This is a genomic window from Pantoea sp. USMM079 (assembly GCF_037153115.1).
GTDB classification, from domain to species: Bacteria; Pseudomonadota; Gammaproteobacteria; order Enterobacterales; family Enterobacteriaceae; genus Pantoea; species Pantoea communis.
In genome coordinates, this window is the sequence record NZ_JBBCKX010000029.1 from 1 (window position 1) to 11,290 (window position 11,290).

The following is an 11,290-nucleotide window of genomic DNA, read 5'->3' on the forward strand; positions in this document are numbered from 1 at the left end:
CTGCTGACAACCCGTATTGTTTCTGATGTGACAGGCCATAGTAATGGACAGGAGTTACTGGTTTGGGCTGATTTTCCAATCGTCTGGGATCAATTGCTTGTAATGCCAGGTGTGGGTGCTGTCGTTCGCAGCGACAAACTGGCAAATTACTATTTTGGAGGCGTTTCTTCATCTGAATCATCATCAGACCGAAATAGCTGGGATACCGGTACTACTATTTCGCCGATGGCTTCAGTCGTAACCAGTTACCGATTCAGTTCCCACTGGATTGGAATGTTTACAGCCAATTATGAGTATTACGATAAAGGGATCGCGGACAGTCCGCTGGTGCAACATAATGGTGAGTGGTTATTTATTACCGGGATTGGTTACTCCTGGTAGTTAAAACTCAGTATTAACCCTTAATTCCTCCATAAATTTTATTGAATTCAGTCCATCACATCTCTCATCATATAGACGCCAGTCAACTTTGGAATTTTTGACCTTATATAATATAGATTATATAAGGCCAGACAAACCCGAAAAACCCCTGTATCATGCGGATCCGGGCCGGATCCTGGGCTTTTGGCCATTTATACGTGACGGCGGAACCTTTACGCTGCCTTGCTGCTAGTGCGGGCGCAGGTGGATAATTCTCCGGCAGCGCTACGTAAAATCTGGCGGGCATATGCCCTGTTATCTCTTCAGAATTCACGTAGCGATGCCGTCATCAAAACGGACAAAGACTGAGCAGACATGAACGACATCTCCGTTTTTACCGGCGTGGCCCTCAGCGGCAGCGCCGGTGACGAACTCACCGCGAAGCTGGCCGCCTTTGTCCGGCACCGCGAGGCCTTCTCGCCGAATACCTGGCGCCAGCTGCTCAGCGTAATGCGGATCTGCTGGCGCTGGTCGCAGGAAAACAGCCGTTCATTTCTGCCGATGTCGCCGGAGGATATGCAGGACTACCTGTTTCACCTGCAGGCGCTTGGCCGATCAACTTCGACCATCTCGGTGCACGCCGCCCTTCTGTCGATGTTACACCGTAACGCAGGGCTGGTGCCTCCGACGGTTTCACCGGACGTTATTCGTGCTAAAAAGAAAATTAACCGTACGGCCGTCGTCTCCGGCGAGCGCACCGGGCAGGCGGTGCCCTTCTGCCGGCCGGATCTGAATCGTCTCGATGTTGCCTGGAAGCATTCGCCCCGGCTTCAGCATCTGCGGGACCTCGCCTTCATGCACGTGGCATACGGCACATTGCTGCGTATGAGTGAGTTGTCCCGCCTTCGGGTGCGTGACATTACTCGATCGGCCGACGGCCGCATTATCCTCGACGTCGGCTGGACCAAGACCATTCTTCAGTCAGGCGGCATCGTCAAGGCGCTCAGTTCACGCTCCTCTGAGCGGCTAATGGAATGGATTAACGCCGCCGGCCTGGCGGAGGAACCCGATGCGGTTCTGTTTTGCCCCATACACCGGTCAAACAAAATTACCGCAGTCTCAACAGTGCCCATGAGCGCTCCGTGCCTGGAAGATATCTGGCGCCGCGCAAGGCATCACGCCGGAGCGAAAGCTCCCCTTAAAACGAACAAGGGACGCTACTCCAGCTGGAGTGGCCACAGCGCGCGCGTCGGCGCCGCGCAGGATATGGCCAGAAAGGGCATCTCCATTGCGCAGATTATGCAGGAAGGCACCTGGACGCAGACCCAGACCGTGATGCGGTATATCCGCATGGTCGAGGCCCATAAAGGGGCTATGGTCGGTCTGATGGAGGCGGACACCTGGCCTGACTAAAGGGGCCAGGTGTCCGCCAGGCCCGCTCCGAATGCCATTAGCAAGCGAATATTCAGATTAATGCTGCCAGAGGCCGTAACCGGGAGACGGTTTCCGGAAGCTGCTGCCGCAGCAGACAGTCAAGATACTCATCGGGCGTGAAAGGCGGAGACGAAAGACTGGCGCGCTGGCGCCGGGCCGCGTCGATCACAACGGTGATGTCCAGGTCGGTAAGATCAGTGATAAAGCTGTCAGGGTGAATAGCACGCAGGTTCCATACCGACAGCACCTCATCAGGAAAATCCCTGAGGTTAAACGTCACAATACCTTCTGCCTGGGCCACGATCGCAGCGGCAACGACGTGACGGTCGTCTTCATCAGGCAATCCCCTGATGGATTCAATCAGAGACTGATATCCGGTTACCAGAGCATCCGGTACATGGCGATCCATTAATGCGCGGACACGCTCAAGCTGAGCCCTGTTAAGCTCGGTGCGATTGAGCAACACGTTACGTATCCACTCTTCATGGATGTCTTCACTCCAGCGCGCGCGAAACTGCCCGCCGGCAGCAAGGTACATCAGGAAGCTGCGCAGAGGTGCAGGGTAGAGAACGCAGGCGTCAAATACGACGGTATAACCAGAACTCATTCGTAACCCAGCCCAAGTTCCTGATCAAGTGCACCCAGCTCATCAAGCGCATCATGCCTCTGGTTCACAAGTTTGTTGCGGTAAGCAAGCGCGTCCACGTAGCGGATTTTACGGCGGTTTCCCGTACGATGGTAAGGCAGTTCACCGTTGTCCAGCAGGCGAATCAGCGTTGGACGCGAAATGTTAAGCAGATCGGCCACTTCCTGCGTTGTCATCTCTGCTCCGACCGGAACAAGGCGCACGGCGTTTCCTTCACCCAGCTCGGTGAGCACGTCTACCAGCATACGCAGCGCGCTGACCGGAATGCTGACATTGTGGATCTGGCCACGTTTGTCAGTGAGTGAAACCTGCTGTGACTCTGCGCGTGTTTCGAGCACGGCGGAGAGTTCCCTGCTGCACAGGCGCGCAAGTTCCGCTTCCTGCAGGGAAGGAAGCTTATTCTGAAGTTGTGTCATGAACACCTCCTGTATCTATTATTCGAAATTTTCGCAAATGGTGGCGTTATATGCAACCGCATTATGTTGTGACGTGTAGCTTAACGCTGCAGGCAGGGTCCGCTGGCATAACAAGAGCCATCAACGCGGGGAAAGTTGTGCTGCCTGGCACTCTTCACCTGCACGGGGTTTACAGATCGGGTGAACTGTCCAGGCCTATCCTTCATAATGTAAACATGTTCCCTGATGAAGCTGAGAAAAATGGCTGTTGATGAAACCGGTTTTATCTCCGACCCTGACGGAAAAAATTTACAGCCCCAGTTCAGCAATATGATTAGCGATGTTGCTAAAGCTCTTGTCATTTCTCAGGCAGACAACATACACAGCATCTATGTCTACGGGAGCGTGGCTCAGGGAACCGCCGTAGAGACGGTGTCTGATCTGGATATCACGGTTATTTTCAGTCGTGAACGCGTCGGGACTGAATCGCCTACACTGACTGAGGTCATCAGGTCGCTCGAAGAGGCACATCCGGTAATCAGTAAAATTGACCTGGACACCGGCACCCTCTCCACTGTGATGGATCCTCAACAGCTCAATCGATGGGGATACTGGCTCAAGCACCATTGCGTCTGCGTATACGGCCAGGATTTACGCGAACGTTTTGCAGCCTTCAGGCCTTCAAGGGAGATTGCCGTTGCCGTAAATGGTGATTTTTTTAACGTGCTTAATGAATACGCTTCACAGATGAAACCGCCTTCAGAACCCGCACAACGGCAGAGGCTGCAAAGAGCTGCGGCCCGTAAGGCCATTCGTTCGACAAATATTCTGAGAGACGAAAATGATTCAGACTGGCCCATGACGCTGGAAGAGCACTGTGCAAAGTTTAACGACCTTTATCCGGCTCTCTCAGAAGGAATGGACTACCTGCTGAGCATCAGTAAACGCCCTCGCGGCGATATCATGGCTTTCGCCAGCAGGATCTCGACATTTGTCTACTGGCTAAATGCGGAATTCAGCACGCGCAATCGGTAATCCCTAAAAGCCGGCAATGCCCTAACACACCCTAAATCTTCTGAAGTAGAAGGTCATCTGGCTGACGGATATCAGTGACATGAGTAAAACAACAACACCGACACCCCACGATGCGACATTCAAAGCATTTCTGACGCACCCGGATACGGCGCGCGACTTTATCGAACTACACGTGCCGGCAGAGTTTCGCGCGATTTGCGACCTCAGCACACTAAAACTTGAGTCCGGCAGTTTTGTGGAAGAAAACCTTCGCGCCTATTACAGCGACGTGCTTTACAGCGTTAAAACCACCCGCGGTGACGGCTATATTCATGTGCTGATTGAGCATCAGTCCACGCCCGATCGGCATATGGCGTTTAGGCTGATGCGATACGCTATAGCGGCTATGCAGCGCCATCTTGATGCCGGTCATAAGCAGCTGCCGCTGGTGATCCCAGTCCTGTTTTATACCGGGCGGCGAAGTCCTTACCCTTACTCGACCGACTGGCTTCAGGAATTCAGCGAACCGGACATTGCTGCACGGTTATACGGAGCGGCATTTCCACTGGTCGATGTTACAGTCATACCTGATGACGAGATAATGAATCACCGCAGCATGGCTGCACTGACTCTGCTACAAAAGCATATTCATCACCGGGACCTGACTGAACTTCTTGATCGGCTGGCTGCTACAATGCTGACCGGACATCTGACGGGACAGCAACTTGTATCGCTGATAAACTATCTTGTACAGGCAGGCGAAACTGATGACGCTGAAGCTTTTGTACGTAACCTGGCACAGAAAGTGCCACAGCATGAGGATGCTCTGATGACGATTGCACAACAACTGGAGCAGAAAGGCATTGAGATTGGACGCCAGGAGGGCCTTCAGCTCGGGGAGATGAAAGGCCGTCAGGAAGGGAAGCTTGAAGAGAGATTCGAACTGGCCGGCAAGATGCTTAAAAGCGGTATTCCTCTGCAAAAGGTCAAAGAACTGACCGGATTGTCAGACGAAGTGCTTTCTAAAATTCATCACTAAAAGCCCTCTTACCCCTGGTTGCTGGAAATTAAATGATGCAGCAGGGGATCCGTTGTACTGGCATGACGTTGCCATCCTGCACGCTTCAGCAGCGCATCGACAGCAGGAAGATCGGCGGTGATGCGTACAGCGAGAGGGGAGATCTGAAGCCCATCGTCATCGAATCCGGTTTCCAGATCGTTTTTCCTTAAAAAGACTCCCGGCACCTTCGGACTCAGTTTAACCGCGCGGCGCCCTTCCCATTCAGACTCGGTGAGAACGCCGTAATTAATACCCGTCAGCGTAATGGCGTGCATCACGTGCTGGAGGCGGAATAAATCATTCTGCGCCAGCAGATCGCCGCTGCTTGCCCGCCAGAGATATTCCAGCTTGCCTGGAAGATCCGCGCGAAGCCCCTTCTCCCGACCCTCCCTGAGCAGCCAGCGTATGTCATTAGCCAGTTCACGCCGGAACAGACGCTTCTTCTCTGCCGTCGCCAGCCATCTGCATAAAAAGAGATTTTCCTGCGCAGCGGAACTGACGGCTCCGGCCTGACGCGCCATGTTCAGTGCGATAAGCCCGCACCAGGCAAGGTGATCGACGTAGAGGTCCGTGGTATCCATACTTTAATTAATTTTTCGTTGGTATGCCGATTTAATTGCTGATCCTAACCTGCGCGGGCTTCAATTTCATCCCTGTTTATCATGGAGCCTGTCCGCCCTACAGGTGGCCTGAGGCTGACAGCGTAAATGGAAGCGCGGGTTATAGATAACTCCTATGACCAGTAACGAAAGGTAAATATAAATTCCACCCTGACCAGAGTAATATCGTGATGCACACACAACTACGCTGTTGCAAACGAGAATTTCTGTACTGATTTATTTAACCCGTCTTCTGGCGGGTTTTTTTCAGGATCCGCGCCGGCATTTTCAGGATGTTAAACACGCAGACCATCACGCCTCGAACGTCAGCGGTGTTCTGGCACAAAGGCAGCAGCCTTCAGGTCAGCGCATAGGGAAATCTGAGCATAAATACAGTGAGGGGTGTCTTGTGTTGCCTGCCGTACAGCTCATGGACAATCAGCTGCCTGCCACTCTGGATCCTGACTTCCAGGACCGTCGTGACGCTGGCTGCGGCATTGTTTTCAGTTGATGCGAAACGACTGCCTACCAGTGTGGTCAGCTCCGCTTCCGTTAACTTCATGAGCATGCCGTTCTTTTCCAAAAAGACTTTCAACATAAACAAGATAGCTTAAATACAGGCACCTGGTGACGTTTGCGTGCCTTTCCTGAAAATGTCAGACCTGACATGCGTACCGGAGAATACGGGCACACAGATATTTGTGTACCCGTGTACTTCAGTGACTTACTGATAGCTCACCGGCGTGATGGAATCTGAGTCCAGATTCCGGCCAAGCGCTTTCAGCGCCGTTTTCATCGGACATAACGTGCCCACTTCGGTGATCCGGCAATCGGACTGGTGCCACTCTTCCCGCAGCAACGGATGTTGGTCATCAACCGTCTGCAGGCGCCGCAGGTCATCTAGGCTCTGCCCCTGGAAATAGACGTGCAGGAACCGTTCGCCGCTTTTCGTATCGCGCCAGCGCTCAAACACCAGGCTGCTGCCCGGCGGAATGTTGCCACGCGTGTAGCCTGACAGCGTCCACGTGAAGTTCATCAGGGTGCGCACCATGGCAATATTGGTATCATGGGCAACCAGCAGCAGCCAGCGGGAGTCCGGCAGCTTATCCGTCGTATCGGAAACACCCTGTCCGACGCCCTGCAGCATAGTGTTGAGCAGAATCGACCCGCGTTTTTGCGCTGTATACATCACATCGTTGCCCATATCGTAATTCGCCGTGAGCAGCGGCAGCACCGCTGTGATCTGCGCGGATGAGGTGATGTTACCCCACGCCAGCTGGCTCAGCGGCAGGTTTTCATTCCATCCAAGGCGCAGAGTTTCAACCATGTTTGCCAGTACGCTCAGGCCGTCGATGGAGGCTTTACCGCTCTTACTCTGTTTAATCTGCCAGGGCTTGTCGAAGTACGAGCAGTCAGCATCCGGGCTGCACACCGCTTGTTTGAGTGCCTGCACCGCCGGCTGCAGCGCCTGCTGACGTGCAGCTAAATCCCGTGCCTTCGCTCTTACTGCCGCCAGCTGTTTTGCCGGGTCAGTATTGGTGGCAGGAAACGCCTCCGTCTGGAAAAGCGGGTCGTCCTCTCCCTCTACCCGATGGACCGATACGCCACAGCCGGGAAAGGCCCCGTCAACCAGCGCCTGTGCCGTGGCGCGGGTGCGCTGAAGTGGGCTGGCGCGCACGTATACATCCTGCGGTTGCGGGCAGCCCGCGGTCAGCAGGCCCAGCTCGCGGTAATGCTCCCCTTCCCAGCGGCCCTTGTTCGCCACGGCGGCATAGCCGTGACCGGTAAGCTCCCCGTCGCGCGTGGTCCAGGTTGTCCAGGCACGATGCGTGGCCGCTTCAATATCCTTGCGGTTGCCTGGCGTGGGCGGGCGAATGCCGTGACGGTTGAGTTCGACGACTTTCTCCAGCTGATACTGTGCTTCTGCGTGCGCCTGAGAGGCGCATAACCATAGTGTACCGGCGATAAACAGGCGTGCGGCGGCCTGATGTCTGCGTGGCATCATAATGTCTTCCTTACTGAACTGATTAAGAGGGAGAAAGGGTGCGGTGTTCGCTGGCGTTGCGTCTCGCCACCATTACGGCGGTGACAAAGCACAACAGCGCGGAAACGAGACCGGCTGCCACCCAGAACAGGGACAACGTGTGAAAATCGTAGATTTTTTTGCCGTTCTCAATCACCGATGTTCTGTCGATGATGATGCCGGTGAGAAACTCGCCAAACCCGGCGCCGGCGTAGCTGACGATGCCGATGGTACCCAGTGCTGCGCCCGCTGCTTTACGGGATGAAATGTCCACGGCCAGCAGGCCGCCCAGGAAGCAGGTCAGCGCACCGATGGTGGCGCCAAAAATGACCATGGAGATGATGTCGGTGTAGTAGCTGTGCGGTGACCACAGCATCAGCGCAAAGCCACCGGTGTTAATCAGGCTGATGAAACCGGCCATGATGCTGCGGTTTTTTGCAAAGAAACGGTCCGACAGCACCCCCGCCAGGATGGTACCGACAATACCCGCGATGGCATTGACGCCAATGATCGCCGAGGCCTCCACGGTGGTGTAGCCCTTACCCTGCTGCAGGAAGAATATGCCCCAGGAGTTTACGCCGTAGCGGTCGATGTACATAAAGGCTGAGGCCAGCGCCAGCGTCCACAGTGCCGGGTTGCGCAGCGCAAACAGCTGGTTTTTCAGGATGGAGCTTTTCGCCTCGTGTTCTTCCAGGGGCTCGTTGCTGATTTCATGAATGGACGGGAAACCGCTGCTCTGCGGCGAGTCACGCATAAACAGCAGCATGATCACCACGCCTGCTGCGCCCAGCGCGGCAGTGGAGAGATAGCCCATGTGCCAGCCGTATCCGGCAATCACCGCGGCGATCACCATATAGGTCATGGCCTCACCGATGTTGTGCGCGGTCGACCAGATGGAATAGAAGGTGCCGCGCTCTTTCGTGCCGTACCAGCGCGCGAGCGACACCGCACACGGTCCCACGCCCATCGACTGTGCCCAGCCGTTGATGCCCCAGAAGATGGCCAGCAGCATGGCGTTGGTGGTCATGCCCATCATCAGGTTCATGCCTGCGCTGAGCAGCAGGCCCAGGCTCATAAAGCGCACCACGTTAGCGTGGTCGGCAATAAATCCGTTTACCAGCTTGCCGATGGCATAACTGAAAAACAGCGCGGAACCGATCATGCCCAGCTCGGAAGGTGAAATACCGAGGTCCACCAGGGCGCTTTTTGCCACGGTGAACGACAGACGGCATACGTAAAACGTCACGTAAGCGAGCGTCATCGCCAGAAACGTCTGCCACCGCACGAAGCGGAAGCGCTGTTCATTAAAGGCGCCGGCGTGTTTCTCCGGACTGGCGCGGAAATAGCTGAGTAATCCAGACATCTTGTTGTCTCCGAAAGGCGGAGGCGTTGCTGATTGCTGTGTATCATCCCTGACGGCCGGTTCCATTTTATGTAGAGTACAGAATCAGAAGCCCTGCCCGTGCAGGTTAGCGTAAGGGTTGTTTAACCCATTGTTTTAATTGTGGGTAAAGCGTTTCACTTGCCAGCAGTACCGGGTTGCCGCGCGCGATGCCCTCGTCAGCCAGGTAGTCGTTTGTGGAGCCGCCGGCTTCGCGCATTAGCACGATGCCCGGCAGGCCGTCCCACGGATTCATGTGCGGTTCGTAATAACCAATCAGTCGCCCGGCGGCGGCCCAGGCGCTCATCAGAGCACCCGAACCGTTGCGGACGAACATGCCGCCGTGCTGCAGCAGCTCATCCAGAAACGGCAGGAAATCCGCGGAGGACACGCGGTGCGAGGTGCCGACGCCCATCACGCCGCCTGCCACGCTTGTCGCCGCATGCGGTGTGATCCGCCGGTCATTCAGCCATGCGCCCTGTCCTTTCAGAGCATGGAAGAGTTCGTGGTGATTCGGGTCGTACACCACGCCAATCACCGGTTCACCGTCCACCACGATAGCCAGCGACAGGCACCAGGTGTGCAGCCCGTTAAGGAAACAACTGGTGCCGTCAATCGGGTCAACGACCCACAGCACGCGCTGCTGCGCATCCACGGTGCCGCTCTCTTCACCAAGAAATCCATCTTCCGGGAAAGCGTCTGCAATGCGTGATTTAACGTAAGACTCCACCTCGCAGTCGGCGCGGCTGACCACGTCCTGCAGGTCATCCCCCTTGTGTTCGGTGAGCAGGCTGTCGCGCTGCTGATAAAACTCATAGGCCAGCTTTCCCCCGGACTCCGCAAGACTGCAGGCGAAACGGTAACGCGCCAGAAGCGAATCAACTTCATGGGTAGCCATAACTTCTCCTCGATAATGCACACGTGTGCATTTTGTGGCAAAAAATTAGCCCCGCAGGGCAGAAAAGAGTCTGGCTGGATTGCGAAGATTAATCTGTGAGCAAATCCACATAAAATTAATTTTCCATTATGCGCTATGACGAACGATTAATTTCACCGGCACGGCGCGCTGGCGGGACGGGAGATCAAACTGTTCAATACGGGTCACCAGCAGGTCGACCGCCTGCTGCGCCAGGCCGTCTGTATCCTGCTGCACGGTGGTGAGGTGATAGGGATCCCAGCTGGCCTGCGGAATGTCATCAAAACCGATGACCGCAGGAAGATCGCCGCTACTGTTCATCGCCCGCAGGCCGTCCATCGCGCCCAGAGCGAGCATGTCCGTGGCGCACAGCAGCACCTGGCATTCGCTTAGTTCCTGTGCCGCCGCCCGGCCTGCCGCATAGCCGCCGCCGGCAATAAAACGGGAGCTAATGGTGAGGTCTGGTGCGCAAGCCTGCAGCGCTTCGTAGCGTTGTTCCGTGCTGAAATTGCTGCTGTGTTCGCCGATAAAACCGATATTCTGCCAGCCCCGCTGGCGGCAGTAGTCAGCCATCAGCTGCATGCCCTGCGCGTTATCACTGGTCACGCGGTCGCAGCCCGGCAGGTCCGCGTGGCGGTTAATCAGCGTGACCGGGATTTTGCGCGCCAGGTACTCTTCGGCCAGCGACAGTGGCGGCGCGCCGGAGGTGATGATGACGCCCGCGACGTGATAGCTGAGCAGCTGTCGCAGCGAAGGCGCCAGCTGTTCCGGGTCGTCGGCATTCATCAACAGCGGCATAAAGCCGTGCAACGCCAGCTGGTGGACCAGAGGGGCGAGAAGTTTGCTGCGGAAAGGATTATCAAATCCGGCGGTGACGATGCCGATAAAGTTGCTGCTGCCGGTGTTCATGGTGCGGGCAATGATATTGACCTGATAGCCCAGCTGCTCGGCGGCACGCATTATCTTCGCGCGGGTTTTTTCTGCAACGGACGCGCCAGGCGTGAAAGTTCTGGAGACGGCCGAACGGGAAACACCCGCCAGCCGCGCCACGTCTTCAGCCTTTACCCAGCTTTTCCCTTTTTCAGTCATCCGTTGTCCACCCTGCCGATTCGCCTGCACTGATTACACAGGGAAAACTCACCTCAGGGCTACAACTTTTTTCAGAAATGCTGGTGGCGCCTCTGGTCAGGCAGGCTGCATGACCTTTTTCTGACGTAAGAGTCTGTTATGTTTTTCAGTGGTCAGACTGAGTTCGTTCTGCAGCTGAAGGTATTCCCTCCGGGCTGCGCTCAGACGCTTCTCGTGCAGCAACGTTTCCCTTGCCGTGGTTTGCTTTTCTTCCAGCGCGCGCAGAATAATTTCTGATTCGCGCAGGAAGCACTTCAGCTGTTCGATGTGAGCTTCATGAGCACTCACTGCTTTTTTTACATTTTTACGAGCCATAACCACCTCAAAATTTCCT

At 55.4% G+C, this 11,290-nt stretch carries 13 protein-coding genes; 4 read left to right on the forward strand and 9 right to left on the reverse strand.

Annotated elements, in window-relative coordinates:
* A partial coding sequence (locus WFP70_RS23675; RefSeq protein WP_337024632.1) for a MipA/OmpV family protein occupies nucleotides 1-381 on the forward strand: 381 nt, incomplete at its 5' end.
* Nucleotides 382-735: 354 nt separating this feature from the next.
* The gene (locus WFP70_RS23680) at nucleotides 736-1,773 is read left to right on the forward strand and encodes a tyrosine-type recombinase/integrase (RefSeq protein WP_337024631.1); all 1,038 of its coding nucleotides are present in this window, start codon (nucleotides 736-738) and stop codon (nucleotides 1,771-1,773) included.
* Between the two features lie 52 nt (nucleotides 1,774-1,825).
* Here WFP70_RS23680 and WFP70_RS23685 read toward each other — a convergent pair whose 3' ends face one another.
* Nucleotides 1,826-2,401, reverse strand: a complete 576-nt coding sequence (locus WFP70_RS23685) for a PIN domain-containing protein (RefSeq protein WP_337024630.1) — start codon at nucleotides 2,399-2,401, stop codon at nucleotides 1,826-1,828.
* Nucleotides 2,398-2,856: a helix-turn-helix domain-containing protein gene (locus WFP70_RS23690; RefSeq protein ID WP_128602179.1), complete on the reverse strand. Its 459-nt coding sequence runs from the start codon at nucleotides 2,854-2,856 to the stop codon at nucleotides 2,398-2,400. The genes WFP70_RS23685 and WFP70_RS23690 overlap by 4 nt, the downstream gene beginning before the upstream one ends.
* Nucleotides 2,857-3,081: 225 nt before the next feature.
* Between WFP70_RS23690 and WFP70_RS23695 the strand changes: the two genes are divergently transcribed.
* Nucleotides 3,082-3,870, forward strand: coding sequence for a nucleotidyltransferase domain-containing protein (locus WFP70_RS23695; protein WP_337024629.1), 789 nt, complete (start codon nucleotides 3,082-3,084; stop codon nucleotides 3,868-3,870).
* A 79-nt stretch (nucleotides 3,871-3,949) separates the two neighbouring features.
* A complete protein-coding gene (locus WFP70_RS23700) occupies nucleotides 3,950-4,888 on the forward strand; it encodes an Rpn family recombination-promoting nuclease/putative transposase (RefSeq protein WP_337024628.1) in 939 nt (312 codons plus the stop codon).
* A gap of 8 nt (nucleotides 4,889-4,896) precedes the next feature.
* On the opposite strand, the gene WFP70_RS23705 is transcribed toward WFP70_RS23700, so the two are convergent.
* The 7 genes from WFP70_RS23705 to WFP70_RS23735 all read right to left on the reverse strand — a co-directional run bounded on the left by WFP70_RS23705 (nucleotide 4,897) and on the right by WFP70_RS23735 (nucleotide 11,271).
* Nucleotides 4,897-5,490, reverse strand: a complete 594-nt coding sequence (locus WFP70_RS23705) for a DUF2913 family protein (RefSeq protein ID WP_337024627.1) — start codon at nucleotides 5,488-5,490, stop codon at nucleotides 4,897-4,899.
* Nucleotides 5,491-5,866: 376 nt separating this feature from the next.
* Nucleotides 5,867-6,106 (reverse strand): hypothetical protein, encoded by a 240-nt coding sequence (locus tag WFP70_RS23710; RefSeq protein WP_337024626.1) that lies wholly within the window; start codon nucleotides 6,104-6,106, stop codon nucleotides 5,867-5,869.
* 126 nt (nucleotides 6,107-6,232) lie between these two features.
* A complete protein-coding gene (locus tag WFP70_RS23715) occupies nucleotides 6,233-7,513 on the reverse strand; it encodes a histidine-type phosphatase (RefSeq protein ID WP_337024625.1) in 1,281 nt (426 codons plus the stop codon).
* A 22-nt stretch (nucleotides 7,514-7,535) separates the two neighbouring features.
* Nucleotides 7,536-8,894, reverse strand: coding sequence for an MFS transporter (locus WFP70_RS23720; protein WP_337024624.1), 1,359 nt, complete (start codon nucleotides 8,892-8,894; stop codon nucleotides 7,536-7,538).
* 106 nt (nucleotides 8,895-9,000) lie between these two features.
* Nucleotides 9,001-9,810, reverse strand: coding sequence for an inositol monophosphatase family protein (locus tag WFP70_RS23725; RefSeq protein WP_337024623.1), 810 nt, complete (start codon nucleotides 9,808-9,810; stop codon nucleotides 9,001-9,003).
* Nucleotides 9,811-9,936: 126 nt separating this feature from the next.
* The gene (locus tag WFP70_RS23730) at nucleotides 9,937-10,917 is read right to left on the reverse strand and encodes a LacI family DNA-binding transcriptional regulator (RefSeq protein WP_337024622.1); all 981 of its coding nucleotides are present in this window, start codon (nucleotides 10,915-10,917) and stop codon (nucleotides 9,937-9,939) included.
* Nucleotides 10,918-11,013: 96 nt separating this feature from the next.
* Nucleotides 11,014-11,271, reverse strand: coding sequence for a hypothetical protein (locus WFP70_RS23735; RefSeq protein WP_337024621.1), 258 nt, complete (start codon nucleotides 11,269-11,271; stop codon nucleotides 11,014-11,016).
* Nucleotides 11,272-11,290: the final 19 nt, after the last annotated feature.

Coding starts and splice junctions, on each gene's coding strand:
- WFP70_RS23680 (WP_337024631.1), top strand. CDS start 736: ATGAACGACATCTCCGTTTTTACCGGCGTGGCCCTCAGCGGCAGCGCC.
- WFP70_RS23685 (WP_337024630.1), bottom strand. CDS start 2,401: ATGAGTTCTGGTTATACCGTCGTATTTGACGCCTGCGTTCTCTACCCT.
- WFP70_RS23690 (WP_128602179.1), bottom strand. CDS start 2,856: ATGACACAACTTCAGAATAAGCTTCCTTCCCTGCAGGAAGCGGAACTT.
- WFP70_RS23695 (WP_337024629.1), top strand. CDS start 3,082: ATGAAGCTGAGAAAAATGGCTGTTGATGAAACCGGTTTTATCTCCGAC.
- WFP70_RS23700 (WP_337024628.1), top strand. CDS start 3,950: ATGAGTAAAACAACAACACCGACACCCCACGATGCGACATTCAAAGCA.
- WFP70_RS23705 (WP_337024627.1), bottom strand. CDS start 5,490: ATGGATACCACGGACCTCTACGTCGATCACCTTGCCTGGTGCGGGCTT.
- WFP70_RS23710 (WP_337024626.1), bottom strand. CDS start 6,106: ATGTTGAAAGTCTTTTTGGAAAAGAACGGCATGCTCATGAAGTTAACG.
- WFP70_RS23715 (WP_337024625.1), bottom strand. CDS start 7,513: ATGATGCCACGCAGACATCAGGCCGCCGCACGCCTGTTTATCGCCGGT.
- WFP70_RS23720 (WP_337024624.1), bottom strand. CDS start 8,894: ATGTCTGGATTACTCAGCTATTTCCGCGCCAGTCCGGAGAAACACGCC.
- WFP70_RS23725 (WP_337024623.1), bottom strand. CDS start 9,810: ATGGCTACCCATGAAGTTGATTCGCTTCTGGCGCGTTACCGTTTCGCC.
- WFP70_RS23730 (WP_337024622.1), bottom strand. CDS start 10,917: ATGACTGAAAAAGGGAAAAGCTGGGTAAAGGCTGAAGACGTGGCGCGG.
- WFP70_RS23735 (WP_337024621.1), bottom strand. CDS start 11,271: ATGGCTCGTAAAAATGTAAAAAAAGCAGTGAGTGCTCATGAAGCTCAC.